The sequence below is a fragment of the Microbacterium sp. genome (genome assembly GCF_047971895.1).
Classification (GTDB): domain Bacteria; phylum Actinomycetota; class Actinomycetes; order Actinomycetales; family Microbacteriaceae; genus Microbacterium.
The window spans coordinates 1-17,200 of sequence record NZ_JBKEAF010000065.1; the positions used below are offsets into that span (position 1 = coordinate 1).

A 17,200-nucleotide genomic window follows, 5' to 3' on the forward strand; every position below is an offset into this window, starting at 1 on the left:
AGACGCTCGTCGCGACAAGGGGTTCGGCCATGTTCACTCCTGATTGATTGCGTGCCTTCGAATCTACCGGCGCCGATTCCCGCGTTCGCGCGTGTTCGCCCTGGGCAGAGTCGGATGGCAGAGACGGTGGATGCCTCGGCGCACGCGTGCGGCCGAGGCATCCGTCGTTCTGCGACTACTTGTCGTCTGCGGCCTCCGCATCGGCGGCGGCGTCGGCGATCTCCTGCGCCTCCTCGACGACCTCCTCTTCGGCGGTCTCCTCTTCGTCGGGGCCGATGAAGCCGGTCAGATCGACGGGGTTACCGTTCGTGTCGACGACGGTCACCTGGCCGAGTGCGACGGCCAGGGCCTTGTTGCGGGCGACCTCTCCCACGAGCACCGGCAGCTGGTTGTTCTGCTGGATGATCTCGACGAACTCCTGGGGTGCCATGCCGTACTGCGCGGCGGACTGCACGATGTACTGCGTCAGCTCCTCCTGCGACACGTCGACGCTTGACTTCTCGGCGATCGAGTCGAGCAGGATCTGGGTCTTGAACTGCTTCTCGCTGGCCTCGGTGACCTCGGTGCGGTGCTCGTCGTCCTCCAAGCGGCCCTCGGACTCGAGGTGGCGGTGCACCTCGTCCTCGATGAGGGCCGGGGGCACGGGGATATCAACGGTCTCGAGCAGTTGCTCGACCAGCTTGTCACGGGCGGCTGCGCCCTGCGTGAACACCGACTGCTGGCCGACCCGCTCGGCAAGGCTCTCGCGCAGCTCGGCGATGGTATCGAACTCGCTGGCGATCTGGGCGAAGTCGTCGTCCGCATCGGGCAGTTCGCGCTCCTTGACGCTCGTGATCGTGACGGACACCTCGGCCTCTTCGCCTGCGTGGTCGCCGCCGACGAGCTGCGAGCGGAACGTGGTCTGCTCTCCCGCGGTGAGTGAGTCCACGGCCTCGTCGATGCCTTCGAGCAGCTCGCCCGAGCCGACCTCGTACGACACGCCCTCGGCCCGGTCGATCTCGGAATCGTCGATCGTGGCGACCAGATCGAGCTCGACGAAGTCGCCGGTCGCGGCCGGGCGGTCGACGGTCACCAGCGTGCCGAAGCGACCGCGCAGGCGCTCGAGCTCGGCCTCGACGGCCGCGTCGTCCACCTCGACCGCGTCGACGGTGACGGTCAGCCCCTCGTAGGCCGGCAGCTCGAAGGCCGGGCGCACATCGACCTCGATGTCGACCACAAGGTCACCGGAGAAGTCCTTGTCGCTCGGCCACTCGGCGATGTCGGCGCTGGGCTTGCCGAGCACCTTGACGTCGTGCTCGGCAACGGCCTCACGGTAGAAGCGGTCGAGCCCTTCATTGACGGCGTGCTCGATCACGGCACCGCGGCCGATGCGCTGATCGATGATCGGGGCGGGCACCTTGCCCTTGCGGAAGCCGGGGACCTGCACGTCCTCGGCGATGTGCTCGTACGCGTGCGTGACGCTCGGCTTGAGCTCTTCCGGCGTGACCGTGATGTGCAGCTTCACGCGCGTGGGGCTGAGCTGCTCGACGGTGCTGTTCACCATGTGTGTTCGTTCTCCTCGGTGTCTGCCGCACGCGGGAACGCGCCGCGGGTGAAGGTCGGTGGGAGGTCGTCGTCGGGGCGACAGGATTTGAACCTGCGGCCTCCCGCTCCCAAAGCGGGCGCTCTACCAAGCTGAGCTACGCCCCGGGTGCGCACATGGCGCCGAAACGACCCCGGCAAGTCTAGCCGACACCCGCGGCGCGGATGACGAGTGCGCGTGTACTACGATTGGCTTGCCCGATTCTCGGGCCGCGGGGATGTAGCTCAATGGTAGAGCCCCAGTCTTCCAAACTGGCTACGCGGGTTCGATTCCCGTCATCCCCTCCACATCCGACGCGACCTGCTCGGCGACGTGTTCGCTGACGTGCCCGGTGCGGTAGACCTCCGCGTTCTGCAGCAGACCCGTCCGCTCCTCCGGCGTCAGCTCGCGCCGCGCCTTGGCCGGTACCCCCGCCACCAGCGAGCCGGGCGGGATCTCTGCGCCCTCGAGCACGACCGCGCCGCCCGCGACGAGCGTGCCCGCGCCGATGCGCGCGCCGTTGAGCACCACCGCGCCCATACCGATCAGCGAACCGTCCTCGATGGTGCAGCCGTGGATGACCGCGTTGTGCCCCACCGACACGTTCTCGCCGATGACCACGGGCTTTCCGACATCCACGTGCACCGACACGTTGTCCTGCAGATTGCTGCCCGCTCCGACGGTGATCGTGTCGCCGTCCGCACGCAGCACGGCGTTGTACCAGACGCTTGCGCCGGGGCCGAGCGTTACCCCGCCGAGGACCCGCGCGCCGGCGGCGATGAACGATGTCTCGTCGAGCTGCGGGGTCTTCCCCGCGACGGACTGGACAGTGGCACCTTCGGCGATCGTCATGGCACCGACCCTAGCCGGTCGCCGCGAGCGCCTCTTCGATCGCCCGCGTGTACCAGGGGCTCAGCGTGTCGGCGAAGGTGACGGTGAGGTGGTCCTGATCGCGATAGAGGTTGGCGCCGCCCACGACGGGAAAGCACGTCGTCGCGTCGCAGTACACGTCGGTGAAGTCGAGCAGCGTGACGCCAGGTGCCACGGCGGCCGCCGCGACCACGGGGTCTTCGTGGAGGACTTCGCTGCGCACGCCCACGCAGTCGGCCTGCGGTCGCGTGCGCAGGCACTTGTTGGGGTCGGTCTCCCAGGTGGGGTTGTCGGCCACCGTGATGACCGGGATGCCGCGCTCGGTGAAATCCGCCCACGCGGACCGGTAGCCGGCGACGGCCGCATCGAACGAGGAGTCGTACCCCGCGGCGGCGAACGGCGTGGTCGCCAGCGAGGCGGTGAACACGGCGTCCAGCTCCATGCCGTCCAGCACGGGTCGCACCGCATCGCGCCACTCGCCACACGCGGCGCCGAAGGCTCCAGAGGCTGAGATCGGGGTGGTGCTCCACGGGCAGGCACCCTTGAAGAAGGTGACCAGGCGCCAGCCGTTCTGCTCGGCCATGCGCGTGAAGGTGGGCAGCAGCTGATACGCGTGGCTGTCGCCGACCAACGCGATCCGGGGCGCGTCGGCGGCATCCGATCCGAAGGTGCACGAGACCGGTCGTGCGTCGTTGAGCTGCATGAAGCACTGGTCGTCGGCGGGCTGGTCGACGCCTGCGAAGCCCGGTGCGGGCAGGATCGTGTCCCCCCATTCGGTCTGGGCACAGTCGGTGTCGAGCACGGCGGCCGCTCCGAAGCACGCGGGCGGGTACTCGCGCAGCTCCTGGATCGCCTGCACACCGTCGCGGTAGGCCGGGGCGTTGACCGCCCAGGCGGCGCCGGCCGTGCCGGCGACCACCAGCATCGCCACGAGCGACGACCAGAGGGTGACGTACGCCGGACGCGAAGTGAGGGGTCGGAAGCGGCGGAACGGGTCTTCCACGAACCGTTTGGTGAGCCAGGCGAGCACGAAGCACAGCACCAGCAGGGCGACGCGGTGATAGATCGTCAGACCCCAGAACGGCACCGACGGGGCGATGATGATCAGCGGCCAGTGCCACAGGTACAGCGAATACGAGATGTCGCCGACGAACTGGGCGGGACGCCACGACAGCACGCGTGTCGGGTACCACCAGCGCGCGGTGTTGGATGCCGAGATGATCGCCGCCGCTCCGAGAGCGGGCAGCAGCGCCGCGTAGCCCGGGAAGGGCGTGAGCGCGTCGAAGGTGAAGGCCACGTACAGCAGCAGCAGCACACCGCCCCACCCGAGCACGAAGCTCGCGGCGGCGTTACGCACGCGCAGCATCGGCACGAGTGCGATGAGCGCGCCGAGGCCGAACTGCCACATGCGCCCGAAGGTGACGAAGTACGCCGGTGCGGGGTCGGTGAGGGTGAAGACGACGCAGAAGACGAGGGATGCCGCCGACACGACCCCCAGCACGACGATCACCATGCGACGGCGATCGCCCTTGAGCCACTTCACCGCGATCCATGCCGCCAGCAGCATGAGCAGCGGCCATAGGACGTAGAACTGCTCTTCAAGGGACAGTGACCAGTAGTGCTGCACCGTCGTCGGCTCGCCGCCGTAGTTGAGATAGTCGGCAGAGGTGAAGGCGAGGAACCAGTTCTCGACGTAGAAGGTCGAGGCGACGATCTCCTGCACTTCGTTCGGCAGCGACGAGGTCGGCATGAGATAGGGCGACATCACGCAGAGTGCGCAGAAGAGCAGGACCAGGAGGGATGCCGGCAGGAGCCGCCGCGCGCGCCGCGCCCAGAACTGGGCGAGCCGCACGCCCCCGGTCGCCGTCAGTTCGCGCATGAGGTGCCCCGTGATGAGGAACCCCGAGATCACGAAGAAGACGTCGACGCCGACATACCCGCCGGGCAGCCTTCCGGGCCAGAAGTGGTACAGCACCACGAACAGCACGGCGATCGCGCGCAGGCCCTGCATGTGCGGGATGAACCGGGCCGGCTCCGCATGCTCGGGCGAGCGATCCTTCGGGAGGTGACGGCGAAGGCGTCGGGGCTGGTCGAGGTCCTGCGGGTCCAGATCACGATCGGCGGATGGCACCCCTCGAAGGTACCCGCTTTGTTAGCCCAGCCTGCGCTTGCTTGCGGAATGTTCTGCGGTGAGTAGCGTTGAACTCGATAGGGCACGATCCACCGGAGATCGCCCGTTCGGAGGCGAGAAATGACCAAGACGCAGACCACTCCCGCAGCCGCCGTCGACCCCACAGTCGCCGCCGCCAGCGCCCAGTTCCTCTCCCCCGTCGTGCTCCGGCTCCAGGCGCTTGCCGTCAATGGAAAGCAGGCGCACTGGAACGTGCGTGGGGCGAACTTCATTGCGATCCACCAGCTGCTCGACTCGGTCGTGGAGCACGCGCAGGGCTGGGCAGACGATGCCGCCGAGCGTGTCGTCGCCCTCGGCCTGCCGGTCGATGCGCGCGTCAGCACCGTCGCTGAGAAGTCCTCGTCCGCGGTGCAGGCCGGCTTCGTGCAGTGGGAACATATGGTGCGCGACGTGATCGCCGATATCGACCCCATCATCACCGACTTGCAGGCTGCGATCGACGGCCTCGACGAGGTCGATCTGACCAGTCAGGACATCGCGATCGCGATCAAGCAAGGCCTCGAGAAGGACCGCTGGTTCCTCGTCGCCCACCTGGCCGAGTAGTACGACGGGGGCCGGCTCACACCACGTGTGTGAGCCGGCCGCCGATCATGGTGGCCGCCACCGGCATTCCCCGTAGTGTCTGCTCGGTGGCGGTCATCGGGTCGTGGGCGCATACGACCAGATCGGCCACGGCACCCGGCTCGATCATCGCCGATCCCGGCCCGCTGCCGCCGCGCGTCGAAGCGGCGAGGGCTGTGGCCGCGTCCAGCGACTGTTCGATGTGCCAGGGTTCGCGCCCGTCACGCGCTCGCCATACCGCCGACGCCATCGCCGCCCACGGATCGAGGGGTGCCACCGGCGCGTCGGAGCCGAACCGCAGGGTCGCCCCGGTGTCGGACAGGGCACGCAGCGGGTAGGCCAGAGCGGTCTGCTGCGCCCACAGCTCGTCCGTCAGGTCGCGGTCGTCGACGGCATGCTCGGGCTGCACGCTCACCGCGACCCCGAGGCGTGCGAACCGCGGCAGATCGGCGTGCGCCACCAGCTGGGCATGCTCGATGGAACCCCATGCGCCGGTGGCGGCGAATGCGTCGAGCGCGTGCGTGTTCGCGACATCCCCGATCGCGTGGATCGCGCAACGGATGCCCCCGGCCGTGGCAGCGGTCATGAGGCGCCGCAGCTCGTTTGGGGCGATCGTCAGCGTGCCGTGGTTGTGCGGGTCACCCGGGTAGGCGTGGGAGCATGCCGCCGTGCGCGTTCCCAGTGAGCCGTCGGTGATCGCCTTCAGCGCCCCGACCCGCACGAGATCCGATGTCGCGCCGCGCACGACGTCTCCGGTACGCAGCCCCTCGTCGAGCGCCCGCTCGAGGTCGGCCGGGTAGATCCCGAACTCGATGCGCAGCACGTCGAATCCCGCGGCGAGACGGCGTGCCCAGGCATCCTCGTTCCACGCCATGTCGAAATCGACGAGGCCCACCACGCCTCTGGCCGCGGCCGCGGCCGCCATCTCGGCAACCGCGCGATCGGCCGCCTGCGCACCCACGTCGTTGAGCCGACGGGAGATCTCGAACGCCGGCTCCTCGCGCACCACCCCCGCATCGTCGAGGGGCAAGCCCTCGCGCCGCAGTGCGGCTCCGTTCAGCCAGACGCTGTGCAGATCGGCGTTGACGAGGTAGGTCGGCACCTCTCCCGTCATCGCGTCCAGCACGGCGCGCGTGGGCGCATCCGGCCACAGTCCGTCGCGGAAGCCGCAGCCGACCCGGCGCCCGCCCGTCACGACTGGCGCCTCGGACATGAGCCGTGCTGCGTGGGCGGCCGACGCCGCGGACGAGAGGTCGAGGCGCTGGGCCGACAACGCCCACTGCACGGTGTGCACATGGTGGTCCCACAGGCCGGGGATGAGCCACGCGCCGCCGCCGTCGAGCACGCTTCCGCGGCGCGGCAGGGCGGCGGCCGGGGCGACGTCGCGGATCCGCCCCTGGGCGATGTGCACATCGACCAGCGCACCGCCGAACGGATCGGCCCCGCCCGGCAGGCGCACGTCGGCGACGACGGCGACCTCGTCGCCGCGTGCGCGCGTCACGACGCGGTGCCGCGGGCTGCGGCCATCTGGTCGTGCGCGCGGCGCATCTCGGCAGCCAGCTCGGGTGACGCGTACGGACCGGTTCCGGACAGCTCGGAGATGACGGTCTCGGCGATCTCGGCAGGCTTGTTCTGGCTCAGCTTGCGCTTGGCGACGACCCTCGTGGGCGTCAACCGGAAGCCCACCGTGCCCTTCGCAAGCTTGTGCACGAACTCGGGAGTGTTCGGCGGCCGCCACATCAGACGAGGGTCGGGCAGGCGAATCTCGAACCGTTCGACGAGTCGCTCGAGCACGCGCAGGTTCTCCTCCGGCGAGAGGATCTCGGGCACTCCGCTCAGATGCGCCGAGACGAAGTTCCACGTCGGTACGGCCTCGATCTCGCCGTACCAGCCGGGCGAGACGTAGCCGTGCGGACCCTGAACGACGACGAGCAGCTCGCGCTCGCCGAGCCCGAGGACGAGGTCGTCCGGCCTGCCGACGTGCCCGACGATCGTGAGGTCGTCGCGGTCGTCGTCGAGCAGCACCGCATAGTGCGAGGCGGTGAGTCCGTGCTCGGTGTCGCTCACCAGCGTCACCCACGGGTGGCGGTCGACGAGCCGTCGCAGCTCCGTGACATCGGTCATGGCGAAACTGGGATTCTGGCGCATACGATCAGCCTAGGCGCACCCCAGCGGCACGGCTCAGGCCTGACAGCAGGGGCACCAGTACAGCTTCCGCGCACCGAGCTCTTCGAGAACGATCCCCGTGCCGCACACGCGGCACGGCAGGCCCGCCCGGCGATACACCCAGTGCCGGTCGTCGCGGCTGGCCATCGCGCGCCGCCAGGCGTCGGGCGACAGGTCGTCCATCGTCATCATCTGGCCGGTCTCCACCCCGATGCCGAGCAGGTGCACCCAGTCCCACCACAGTGCGCGCACGACATCCTCCGGCAGGTCGCGGCCGGGGGTGTGCGGGTCGAGCCGGGCACGGAACAGCATCTCGGCACGATAGACGTTGCCGATCCCAGCGACCACAGCCTGATCCATGAGCAGCAGCGCGATCGGCGTCTGGCGTCGCCGCACGGCCGTGACGAACCGCGCCTCCGCATCGTCGAGGTCGTCCACGAGCGGGTCGGGTCCGAGCCGGGCGAGCGTCGCGAGCATCTCGTCAGGCGTCTGAAGCTCGCATGCCGTCGGTCCGCGCAGGTCCGCGCAGGTCGTGTCGGTGAGCAGACGCAGCCGCACCTGACCGACCACGGGCGGCGGCCACTCACCGCCCCCGTCGGCCAGCCCTGTCGTCTGCTCCGACATGCGCACCTGCATGCGGGTATGCCGCGGTGCGCCGATCGAGGTCAGCGAGTTCTCCCCCGTGTCGTCGAGGACAGCCTCCACGGTCGTGCCGCGCTGGTTGGTCTGGCCCATCCGTCCGTTGGTCGCGGCGATGGTCGGGTCCACGGCGATCTCGCCGGCGAAGTCCCACGCGCCGTAGATGCCGAGGTGCACGCGCAGCCAGAGGCCGTCGTCGAACTCGAGGAACATCTGCTTGCCCTGCGCACGGACGCGGGTCGCGGTGCATCCGTCGATGATCGCCGCGCCCTCGGCGAAGCGACCCTGCGGGCTGGATGCCGCGGCCGTGCGCCCCACGAAGTTGCGGTCGAACTGGCGCGCGATGCGATGGACCGAGTGCCCCTCCGGCATCAGCGCGCCTCGGGTTTGAGTGATCCGTCGGCCTCGAACGCGGCGATCTGCGCAATGCGGCGCACATGGCGTTCCTCGCCCGAAAACGGCGTGGCGATGAAGCGGTCGATGAAGGCTGCGGCCTCGTCGAACGTGTGCTGACGGGCGCCGATCGCGACGATGTTGGCGTCGTTGTGCTGGCGCGCGAGCTCGGCGGTGGACATGTTCCACACCAGTGCCGCGCGCGCGCCGTGCACCTTGTTCGCGGAGATCTGCTCGCCGTTGCCCGAGCCGCCGAACACGACGCCGAGTGCGTCGACCTCGGCGTTCTGGTCGCGCACGACACCCTGTGCCGCGCGGATGCAGAAGGCCGGATAGTCGTCGACCGGGTCGTAGGCCGTGGGACCGTGATCGATCACCTCGTGCCCCTGGTGCGCGAGGTGGGCCTGCAATCGGGTCGAGAACTCGAGGCCGGCATGATCGGTCGCGATATGGATGCGCATGGCACCCATCCTAGGAACTCCGTGGCGAGAGCGAGATTCGATACGAGGAATACACCATCTCATCAGCACCGTGCCGACATCCCCTCTACAGGTCGAGGGCGATCGCACACGCGCGGCACCAGGACGGCGTCACGTAGGCTGTAACGGTTGTCGCCGGCTGCCAACAGCGCCTTCCTGCGGCATGAACCCCACAACCCCACGGGAGACAGTGCAGTGCCTGGAGAGAATCTCACCCGCATCGAGGCGCAGGAACGCCGCGCCACCGTCAGCACCGAGTCGTACGCCATCGAGCTCGACCTCACCAAGGGACCGGAGATCTTCGGTTCGCGAACCCTCGTGCGCTTCACCGCCACCGAGGGCACCACGACGTTCATCGACCTCATCGCCCGCGGTGTGCACGAGATCACCCTCAACGGCCGCTCGATCGACCCCGCCACGGCGTTTGCCGACTCGCGGATCGTGCTCAGTGAGCTGGCCGCCGACAACGAGTTGCTCATCGACGCCGACTGCCTGTACACGAACACGGGCGAGGGCCTGCATCGGTTCGTCGACCCGGTCGATGACGAGGTGTATCTGTACAGCCAGTTCGAAGTGCCCGACTCGCGCCGCATGTTCGCGGTCTTCGAGCAGCCCGACCTCAAGGCCACTTTCGAGTTCACGGTGACCGCACCCGAGAACTGGAAGGTCGTCTCCAACGCACCCACCCCCGACCCGAGCCCCGCCGGCCCGGGCAAGGCGACATGGGCCTTCGAGCCCACCCAGCGCATCTCGTCGTACATCACGGCCCTCATCGCCGGGCCCTACGAGTCGACGTTCTCCGAACTCACCAGCTCGTCAGGCCGTGTCGTGCCGCTCGGAGTGTACGCACGGAAGAGCCTGTGGCAGTACCTCGACTCCGACGACGTGTTCGACATCACCCGCAAGGGCTTCGCCTACTTCGAGGAGAAGTTCGGTTACCCCTACCCCTTCGAGAAGTACGACCAGCTGTTCGTACCCGAGTTCAACGCGGGCGCCATGGAGAACGCCGGTGCGGTTACCTTCACCGAGACCTACGTGTTCCGCGGCAAGGTGACCGACGCCGTGAAGGAGCGCCGTGTCGTCACGATCCTGCACGAACTCGCGCACATGTGGTTCGGCGACCTCGTCACGATGAAGTGGTGGAACGACCTGTGGCTCAACGAGTCGTTCGCCGAATGGGCCTCGACCATCGCCACCGCCGAGGCGACGGAGTGGACCGAGGCGTGGACCACCTTCAACGCCATGGAGAAGAGCTGGGCGTATCGGCAGGACCAGCTGCCCTCGACGCACCCGGTGGTCGCCGAGATCAACGACCGCGAAGACGTCCAGGTCCACTTCGACGGCATCACCTACGCCAAGGGCGGCTCGGTGCTCAATCAGCTCGCCGCCTGGGTGGGCATCGACGCGTTCTTCGCGGGCGTGGGCCGTTACTTCCGCGCGCATGCGTGGGGCAACACCGAGCTGCGCGACCTGCTCGTCGAGCTCGAGGCCACCAGCGGCCGCGAACTGTCCTCGTGGTCGAAGAAGTGGCTCGAGACCGCCGGTGTCAACACACTGTCGCCGGTGATCGAGACCGATGGCTCAGGGCAGGCGATCACCCGGTTCGCGGTCGTGCAGACCGCACCGGCCGACTATCCCACGATCCGGCCCCACCGCCTGGGCATCGGGTTCTACAGCCTGAAGGACGGAGCCCTCGTGCTCGTGCACCAGGTCGAGCTCGACGTGGACGGCGACCGCACCGAGGTTCCCGAGCTCGTCGGCCTCGCCCGCCCCGACCTCGTTCTGCTCAACGACGGCGACCTGGCCTACGCCAAGATCCGCCTCGACGAGCGATCGCTGGCCACCGCGATCGAGTACCTCGGCGATATCGCCGATCCCCTGGCCCGCTCGCTCGTGTGGGGTGCGGCCTGGGATCAGACCCGGGATGCCGAGGCCTCGGCCTCGGACTACGTCGACCTGGTGCTGCGCAATATCGGCCGTGAGACCGAGTCGACCACGGTGCGCACGACGCTGGCGCAGCTGCAGCTCGCCGCCAACGCGTACGTCGACCCTGCCGTGCGCGAGACGACGCGCCGCAAGGTCGCCGACGGCCTATGGGTGCTTGCCCAGGCGGCCGAGGCCGGTAGCGACAGCCAGTTCCAGTTCGTCACCGCCTTCGCCCAGGCCGCCGCGACCCCGGCGCACGCCGAGGTGCTCCGGCAGCTGCGCGAGGGCGAGGTCACGCTCGACGGATTGGAGATCGATACCGACCTGTCGTGGCAGTTGCTTGTCGGGCTCGCCGCAGGTGGAGCCGCCACCGCGGCAGACATCGACGCCGCCCTCGCGGCCGACAACACCGCCAAGGGCGCGGAAGCAGCCGCCACCGCCAAGGCGGCGATCCCCACCGCCGAGGCCAAACAGGCGGCGTGGGACTCGCTCGTCGACAGCGACAAGCTCCCGAACACGATCGTGCGCGCCACAGCACTCGGTCTGCAGCATCCGACCGGCCGCGACCTGGCAGCGTCGTTCATCGAGCCGTACTTCACCGTGCTCGAGCCGATCTGGAAGGGACGCACGTACCAGATCGCGAACTACCTCATCGTCGGCCTCTACCCGGCCGCACTCGCGAACACCGCGCTGCGCGACGCGACGCGGGCGTGGCTCGATGCGAATTCCGAGATCCCCGCGCTGCGCCGCCTCGTGGGCGAGAACCTCGCCGGTGTCGAGCGCGCGCTCGCCGTGCAGGAGCGCGACGCCCAGGGCTGAGATCGGCACCATGGTACGACCCATCCCCGGGTCACTGCCGAGCACCTCACCCAGCGGCACGGCGACAAGACCGCCGTGATCCTCGCCCACCGCACGGGTCTGGTCGACGATTCCGGGCCGTGGCCTCACTAGGATCGAGTCGATGCGCACACCTTTCATCACGACGGACCCCGAGCCGTCGTTCTGGCACACGTTCGGCGAGGTCATCGCTGCGGTGGGGCTCAAGCTGCTGCTGACCGCGGTCATCATCGTCGTCACGTGTCTTATCTCCGTGCTGCTACGCCTGGTGATCCGGCGCATCGTGAACCGCATCGTCTCGGGGGCCAAGAGCAAGGCCAACGTCGACGACACGCGTGCGATCGAAGCGTCCCCGCTCGCGCAGGTGCGCATCGTGCAGCGCACCCGCACGCTGGGCACCATCCTGCAGAACATCACGAACATCGCGCTCGTGATCATCGCGCTCATCCTCATCCTCAACGTCCTCGTGCCGACGGCGCTCGGCTCGCTCGCCCTCATCACGGCCGCCGTCGGCGCCGGCCTCGGCTTCGGCGCCCAGAACATCGTCAAGGACGTGCTCAACGGCATCTTCATCGTCGCCGAGGATCAGGTCGGCATCGGCGACGTCGTCGACGTCGGACTGGCCACAGGGGTGGTCGAGTACGTGAGCGTGCGCATCACTCATGTGCGCGACGTCAACGGCACGCTCTGGTACGTCCGCAACGGCGAGATCACCCGCATCGGCAACATGTCGCAGGGCTGGTCCCGCGTCATCCTCGACATCGCGCTGCCGCTCGACATCGACATCGCCGCCGTCGAGCAACTCCTGCTCGAGACGGCACGCGGCATGCGAGCGGACCCCAAGTGGCGCACCCGCATCCTGGAGCAGCCCGAGGTCTGGGGTCTCGAGTCCGTGACGGGTGACACGCTGGTGATCCGGCTCGTCATGAAGACGCGTGCAAACGCCAAGGACGATGTGGCGAGCGAACTGCGCATGCGCGTCAAGGCCGCCTTGCAGGCCCAGGGCATCGTGCCGCCGGCGTTGAACTCCGTCGTGCTGACCGGAGTGGAGGGCGCACAGCGCGTGCGCGGTGCGAACCCGCCCAAGACGAAGCCGACCGCCGTCGCACCCCCGCCCGCCGCGCGGCCGGTGTGGAAGCTGCGCCGGGGCAAGGGCGATGCCCAGAGCGGAGCGACGGAATGACCGACGAGACGGCAAGCTTCTACGAGCAGGTGGGCGGGCACGACACGTTCCAACGACTGGTCGAGGTGTTCTACCGTGAGGTCGCGGCAGATCCTGTGCTCAGGCCGATGTACCCCGAGGCAGACCTTGGCCCGGCCGCAGACCGCCTGCGGATGTTCCTGGAACAGTACTGGGGCGGTCCGGGCACGTACAGCGCGCAGCGCGGTCATCCGCGACTGCGCATGCGGCATGTCGCCTTCCACGTCAATCCCGACGCCCGCGATCGCTGGTTGTCGCATATGCGCACCGCGCTCGACGAACTGCAGCTGCCGCCGTTGCACGAGCAGACGCTGTGGGACTATCTGGACCGGGCTGCGCATGCGATGGTGAACACGTTCGAGCCCACCCCCGGAACCGAGGCACCCTGACGCCGGCCTCGTGGCCGCGAGCGAGACTTTCGCGGCCGATAAGCGCGTCACGATCGTCGACCAGGAACCGCGCACGAACCTCGGCGGTCAGGCGTGGTGGTCGTTCGGCAGCTGCGCGGAGCGCGGCGGATGCACCGCGCTGGGCCCGGGCAACTCAGTGCCCCGGTTCCACGTCACGTGGGAAACCGGCCCCGGCGTCGTCGCCCCTTTCCAACGGCTGGCGGAGGGCAGGGCCACGGTGCTCCCCCGGCACCGGGTGACCCGGCTGCTGCGCGACGGCGACACGGTGGTGGGTGCGGCCGGCGAGGTGCTGGCCCCGTCCGGTGCCGCACGCGGCTACGTGGGGGCACGACTCATCAACGGTGACCGCATGTGGCACTACGGTCCCGCTGTTCCGGTGGTGCGCACCGGTGACAGCCCGGATGCCACGGGCCCCCTCGTCAGCACGTGACCACGCCGGAACGACAGACGTGTCCAGCGGCCCGAGCCGAACACACGCACCTGTTCGGCGCCGTGGACGAACCCGAGCGTGACCGCCGCGAACGTCACACCCACCGGCACGCCCCCGAGCTCGTCATCGGGTTCTCCCCACACCGCGCTGCGCACGGCACGCACCGCATCGTCGCCCGCGTCGGCCGGCACCGCGCGTGCGACGCGCGCCATCCCACCGTGGGCCTTCTCGGCGACGCGTGCCGCGTCGAGCCCGGGTGCGGCATGCCATCCGGAGCGAGGCGGAGCCACCCCTGCCCACGCGGGCGCCAGGCCTGTCGGCGGCAGGACCACCGCACTCGCATCCTCGGGGGCGAGCGCGAGCGCCGTCGCGCTGACGACGATGTCGCACACGAGCTCCGGGTCGACCGCAAGCGCTCGCACTCCCAGCACGGTCGGCGTCGCATCTCCGAGCCCTCGCGGGAACAGCGCCGCGGCCGTCATCACGAGAACGCCGTCCTGCGCCTGCAGACGCACGGCGTCCTCGCCGAGGCGGGCGACACGGCCCGCGAACGTGAGCGCGTCGGCGGCCGATTCGGGATCGGTGAACATCAGACGCACGACCATCGCCCTAAGCTACCAAGCGAGTATCCGACGCCGGACGAGGAGACCCGTGAGCATGGAGGCGACCAACGACGAGCACGTCGGCGCACTGCTGGAGGTGCTCGACCTCGCCGAGTCGGACGCCCGCACCAGCGAGGACATCTTCACGGGCGTGTCGCAGTTCATGCCCCTCGGCCGCGTCTACGGCGGACAGGTGCTCGCGCAGAGCATCATCGCCGCGTCGCGCACACTCTCGCCGGAGCGCACCGTGCACTCGATGCACGGCTACTTCCTGCGCCCCGGGGACTCGACCAAGGGCATCACTTTCGCCATCGATCGCATCCACGACGGGCGTTCGTTCTCGACGCGCCGCACGCAGGCCTACCAAGAGGGCGTGCCCATCTTCTCGATGATCGCGTCGTTCCAGGATGAGGGCCCCGGCCTGGACCACCAGGTTCCGATGCCCGCCGACATCCCGCCCCCGGAGCAGCTCTCGGACGTCGAGGACCAGCTGCCGGGTGTGCACCCGAAGAGCAACCGGCTGTTCCGGCACCGTCCGGTCGAGCTGCGGCATGTGTCGGCGCCCATCTACGTCGAGGCGGCCGAGCCGGCCCGCCACCAGGCGGTGTGGATGCGCACGCGCGGCCGGCTTCCGGACGACCCCGCGATGCACCGGGCTGCGCTGGCGTACATGAGCGACCTGTCGATCCAGGAACCGATCCTTCGGGCGCACGGCATCGCGTGGTCGACACCCGGGATGAAGGTCGCGAGCCTCGACCATGCCATGTGGTGGCACCGCTTCGGGCGGGTCGACGAATGGGTGCTCTACGTGCAGGAGTCACCGAACGCCGTGGGCGGGCGAGGCCTCGCGCAGGGCCGCGTCTACTCGCGGGAGGGCCTGCTGCTGGCAAGCGTCGCGCAGGAGGTCATGGTGCGCGTGCCGGACGAGCTCAGGGACGGCGCGTGAAGCGCACCGGCTCCTCGAGGTAGGGCTCCCACACCGCGCGCTCCTGGGTGCTGAGCCGGACGGGACGGCCGGCCGCGGCATCCACCTTCACGACGGTCGTCGCCGCACGCGCATACACCTGCTGCTCTCCCGCTGCCTCGAGCGGGCTGCACACCTCATAGCAGACCTCAAGGCTCGAGCCGCCGAGCCCACCGAACCAGAGCTGCACGTCCAGCGGCAGCCGCTGGTACGGCACCGGCGCCAGATACTCGATCTCCTGCCGGGCGATGAGGGTGAGGATGCCGTCGCCCCGCCGCCCCGAGTCCATCACCGCCGTCTCGGGTGCCGGCTCGCCGTCCCCCGGCGACCAGAAGGCGCGCACGCGCGCCTCTTCGAGGATCTTCAGCATTGCTGTGTTGTTGACGTGGTTGTACGCGTCGAGGTCTCCCCATCGCAGCGGGATCGGGACGTGCAGGCGCATCAGTCGCGGGTGAGCTTGCGATACGTGGAGCGGTGGGGCTTCGCCGCGTCCGCGCCGAGACGGGCGATCTTGTTCTCTTCGTAGGCCTCGAAGTTGCCCTCGAACCAGTACCACTGATCGGGCTGATCCTCGGTGCCCTCGTACGCGAGGATGTGGGTCGCGATGCGGTCGAGGAACCATCGGTCGTGCGTGATCACCACGGCACAGCCCGGGAACTCGAGCAGCGCGTTCTCGAGCGAGCCGAGGGTCTCGACATCGAGGTCGTTGGTGGGCTCGTCCAGCAGCAGCAGGTTGCCGCCCTGCTTGAGCGTGAGCGCGAGGTTCAGCCGGTTGCGCTCACCCCCTGAGAGCACCCCGGCCTTCTTCTGCTGGTCGGGTCCCTTGAAGCCGAACTGCGACACGTAGGCGCGGGACGGGATCTCGACCTTGCCCACCTGGATGAAGTCCAGCCCGTCCGAGACGACCTCCCAGAGGGTCTTGTTCGGGTCGATCCCGCCGCGCGACTGGTCGACGTAGGAGATCTCGACGGTCTCGCCGATCTTCAGGTTGCCGCCGTCGAGCGGCTCCAGCCCCACGATGGTCTTGAACAGCGTCGTCTTGCCGACACCGTTGGGACCGATGATCCCGACGATGCCGTTGCGCGGCAGCGAGAAACTGAGCCCGGAGATGAGACTGCGCCCGTCGAACCCCTTCTGCAGGTTCTTCGCCTCGAGCACGACCTGCCCCAGCCGCGGCCCGGGCGGGATCTGGATCTCCTCGAAGTCGAGCTTGCGGGTGCGCTCGGCCTCGGCGGCCATCTCCTCGTAGCGGGCGAGCCGTGCCTTGGACTTGGTCTGGCGACCCTTGGCGTTCTGCCGGACCCAGTCGAGCTCGTCCTTGAGTCGCTTGGCGAGCTTGGCGTCCTTGCGTCCCTGGATCTGCAGGCGCTCCTGCTTCTTCTCCAGGTACGTGGAGTAGTTGCCCTCGTAGGGGTAGAGGCGCCCACGGTCGACCTCGGCGATCCAGCCGGCGACGTGGTCGAGGAAGTACCGGTCGTGGGTGACGGCGATGACGGCGCCGGGATACTTCGCCAGGTGCTGCTCCAGCCACTGCACGCTCTCGGCGTCGAGGTGGTTGGTGGGCTCGTCCAGCAGCAGCAGGTCCGGCTTCTGCAGCAGCAGCTTGCACAGGGCCACGCGGCGGCGCTCACCACCGGAGAGGTTGGTGACCGGCTCATCGCCGGGCGGGCAGCGCAGCGCATCCATCGCCTGCTCCAGCTGGGAGTCCAGGTCCCAGGCATCGGCCGCGTCGATGTCGGCCTGGAGCTTGCCCATCTCCTCCAGCAGCGCGTCGAAGTCGGCATCCGGATCGGCCATCAACTCGCCGATCTCGTTGAAGCGGTCCAGCTTGGCCTTGATCGGCCCGACGCCATCCTGGACATTGCCGAGCACCGTCTTGGACTCGTCCAACGGCGGCTCCTGCAGCAGGATGCCCACGCTGTACCCCGGGGACAGGCGCGCCTCGCCGTTGCTGGGCTGCTCCAGCCCGG

General features: G+C 68.9%; 16 protein-coding genes and 2 tRNA genes. 7 read left to right on the forward strand and 11 right to left on the reverse strand.

Annotated elements, in window-relative coordinates:
• Positions 1-175: 175 nt before the first annotated feature.
• Positions 176-1,543: a trigger factor gene (tig, locus tag ACK5IN_RS05415; protein WP_416895186.1), complete on the reverse strand. Its 1,368-nt coding sequence runs from the start codon at positions 1,541-1,543 to the stop codon at positions 176-178.
• Between the two features lie 72 nt (positions 1,544-1,615).
• A tRNA-Pro gene (locus ACK5IN_RS05420) sits at positions 1,616-1,689 on the reverse strand.
• A 106-nt stretch (positions 1,690-1,795) separates the two neighbouring features.
• Here ACK5IN_RS05420 and ACK5IN_RS05425 point away from each other — a divergent pair.
• Positions 1,796-1,869, forward strand: a tRNA-Gly gene (locus ACK5IN_RS05425).
• Here the strand turns inward: ACK5IN_RS05425 and ACK5IN_RS05430 are convergent.
• Both ACK5IN_RS05430 and ACK5IN_RS05435 read right to left on the reverse strand, forming a co-directional pair.
• Positions 1,838-2,413: a gamma carbonic anhydrase family protein gene (locus ACK5IN_RS05430; RefSeq protein WP_416895187.1), complete on the reverse strand. Its 576-nt coding sequence runs from the start codon at positions 2,411-2,413 to the stop codon at positions 1,838-1,840. The genes ACK5IN_RS05425 and ACK5IN_RS05430 overlap by 32 nt on opposite strands.
• A gap of 10 nt (positions 2,414-2,423) precedes the next feature.
• Positions 2,424-4,562 carry an acyltransferase family protein gene (locus ACK5IN_RS05435; RefSeq protein ID WP_416895188.1) on the reverse strand — a complete coding sequence of 713 codons (2,139 nt, stop codon included), beginning with the start codon at positions 4,560-4,562 and terminating at the stop codon, positions 2,424-2,426.
• A 120-nt stretch (positions 4,563-4,682) separates the two neighbouring features.
• On the opposite strand from ACK5IN_RS05435, the gene ACK5IN_RS05440 reads away from it, so the two are divergent.
• Positions 4,683-5,165, forward strand: a complete 483-nt coding sequence (locus ACK5IN_RS05440) for a Dps family protein (protein WP_416895189.1) — start codon at positions 4,683-4,685, stop codon at positions 5,163-5,165.
• Between the two features lie 16 nt (positions 5,166-5,181).
• On the opposite strand, the gene ACK5IN_RS05445 is transcribed toward ACK5IN_RS05440, so the two are convergent.
• From ACK5IN_RS05445 to ACK5IN_RS05460, 4 genes are read right to left on the reverse strand one after another with little or no spacing between them, the layout of a single operon-like run.
• On the reverse strand, positions 5,182-6,684 hold the full coding sequence (locus tag ACK5IN_RS05445; protein ID WP_416895190.1) for an amidohydrolase: 1,503 nt from the start codon (positions 6,682-6,684) through the stop codon (positions 5,182-5,184).
• Complete coding sequence (locus ACK5IN_RS05450; protein WP_416895191.1) at positions 6,681-7,331, reverse strand: FMN-binding negative transcriptional regulator; 651 nt, start codon at positions 7,329-7,331, stop codon at positions 6,681-6,683. The genes ACK5IN_RS05445 and ACK5IN_RS05450 overlap by 4 nt, the downstream gene beginning before the upstream one ends.
• Before the next feature lie 33 nt (positions 7,332-7,364).
• On the reverse strand, positions 7,365-8,360 hold the full coding sequence (locus tag ACK5IN_RS05455; protein WP_416895192.1) for an Fpg/Nei family DNA glycosylase: 996 nt from the start codon (positions 8,358-8,360) through the stop codon (positions 7,365-7,367).
• Positions 8,360-8,842 (reverse strand): ribose-5-phosphate isomerase, encoded by a 483-nt coding sequence (locus tag ACK5IN_RS05460; protein ID WP_416895193.1) that lies wholly within the window; start codon positions 8,840-8,842, stop codon positions 8,360-8,362. The genes ACK5IN_RS05455 and ACK5IN_RS05460 overlap by 1 nt, the downstream gene beginning before the upstream one ends.
• Positions 8,843-9,055: 213 nt before the next feature.
• On the opposite strand from ACK5IN_RS05460, the gene pepN reads away from it, so the two are divergent.
• From pepN to ACK5IN_RS05480, 4 genes are all read left to right on the forward strand, one after another.
• Positions 9,056-11,605, forward strand: coding sequence for an aminopeptidase N (gene pepN / locus ACK5IN_RS05465; RefSeq protein WP_416895194.1), 2,550 nt, complete (start codon positions 9,056-9,058; stop codon positions 11,603-11,605).
• 142 nt (positions 11,606-11,747) lie between these two features.
• A complete protein-coding gene (locus ACK5IN_RS05470; protein WP_416895195.1) occupies positions 11,748-12,806 on the forward strand; it encodes a mechanosensitive ion channel family protein in 1,059 nt (352 codons plus the stop codon).
• Positions 12,803-13,213, forward strand: a complete 411-nt coding sequence (locus tag ACK5IN_RS05475) for a globin (RefSeq protein WP_416895196.1) — start codon at positions 12,803-12,805, stop codon at positions 13,211-13,213. The genes ACK5IN_RS05470 and ACK5IN_RS05475 overlap by 4 nt, the downstream gene beginning before the upstream one ends.
• A gap of 10 nt (positions 13,214-13,223) precedes the next feature.
• Positions 13,224-13,664 carry a hypothetical protein gene (locus ACK5IN_RS05480; protein ID WP_416895197.1) on the forward strand — a complete coding sequence of 147 codons (441 nt, stop codon included), beginning with the start codon at positions 13,224-13,226 and terminating at the stop codon, positions 13,662-13,664.
• On the opposite strand, the gene ACK5IN_RS05485 is transcribed toward ACK5IN_RS05480, so the two are convergent.
• Positions 13,592-14,269: a hypothetical protein gene (locus tag ACK5IN_RS05485; protein ID WP_416895198.1), complete on the reverse strand. Its 678-nt coding sequence runs from the start codon at positions 14,267-14,269 to the stop codon at positions 13,592-13,594. The genes ACK5IN_RS05480 and ACK5IN_RS05485 overlap by 73 nt on opposite strands.
• Positions 14,270-14,321: 52 nt before the next feature.
• On the opposite strand from ACK5IN_RS05485, the gene ACK5IN_RS05490 reads away from it, so the two are divergent.
• Positions 14,322-15,212, forward strand: coding sequence for an acyl-CoA thioesterase (locus ACK5IN_RS05490; protein ID WP_416895201.1), 891 nt, complete (start codon positions 14,322-14,324; stop codon positions 15,210-15,212).
• Here ACK5IN_RS05490 and ACK5IN_RS05495 read toward each other — a convergent pair.
• Both ACK5IN_RS05495 and ettA read right to left on the reverse strand, forming a co-directional pair.
• Positions 15,196-15,672 carry an acyl-CoA thioesterase gene (locus ACK5IN_RS05495; protein ID WP_416895199.1) on the reverse strand — a complete coding sequence of 159 codons (477 nt, stop codon included), beginning with the start codon at positions 15,670-15,672 and terminating at the stop codon, positions 15,196-15,198. The two genes, ACK5IN_RS05490 and ACK5IN_RS05495, sit on opposite strands and share 17 nt — an antisense overlap.
• Positions 15,672-17,200 (reverse strand): energy-dependent translational throttle protein EttA (ettA, locus tag ACK5IN_RS05500; protein WP_416895200.1); only part of this gene is annotated, 1,529 nt, incomplete at its 5' end. The genes ettA and ACK5IN_RS05495, both read right to left, overlap by 1 nt.

Coding starts and splice junctions, on each gene's coding strand:
- tig (WP_416895186.1), bottom strand. CDS start 1,543: ATGGTGAACAGCACCGTCGAGCAGCTCAGCCCCACGCGCGTGAAGCTG.
- ACK5IN_RS05430 (WP_416895187.1), bottom strand. CDS start 2,413: ATGACGATCGCCGAAGGTGCCACTGTCCAGTCCGTCGCGGGGAAGACC.
- ACK5IN_RS05440 (WP_416895189.1), top strand. CDS start 4,683: ATGACCAAGACGCAGACCACTCCCGCAGCCGCCGTCGACCCCACAGTC.
- ACK5IN_RS05450 (WP_416895191.1), bottom strand. CDS start 7,331: ATGCGCCAGAATCCCAGTTTCGCCATGACCGATGTCACGGAGCTGCGA.
- ACK5IN_RS05455 (WP_416895192.1), bottom strand. CDS start 8,360: ATGCCGGAGGGGCACTCGGTCCATCGCATCGCGCGCCAGTTCGACCGC.
- ACK5IN_RS05460 (WP_416895193.1), bottom strand. CDS start 8,842: ATGCGCATCCATATCGCGACCGATCATGCCGGCCTCGAGTTCTCGACC.
- ACK5IN_RS05470 (WP_416895195.1), top strand. CDS start 11,748: ATGCGCACACCTTTCATCACGACGGACCCCGAGCCGTCGTTCTGGCAC.
- ACK5IN_RS05475 (WP_416895196.1), top strand. CDS start 12,803: ATGACCGACGAGACGGCAAGCTTCTACGAGCAGGTGGGCGGGCACGAC.
- ACK5IN_RS05485 (WP_416895198.1), bottom strand. CDS start 14,269: ATGGTCGTGCGTCTGATGTTCACCGATCCCGAATCGGCCGCCGACGCG.
- ACK5IN_RS05490 (WP_416895201.1), top strand. CDS start 14,322: ATGGAGGCGACCAACGACGAGCACGTCGGCGCACTGCTGGAGGTGCTC.
- ACK5IN_RS05495 (WP_416895199.1), bottom strand. CDS start 15,672: ATGCGCCTGCACGTCCCGATCCCGCTGCGATGGGGAGACCTCGACGCG.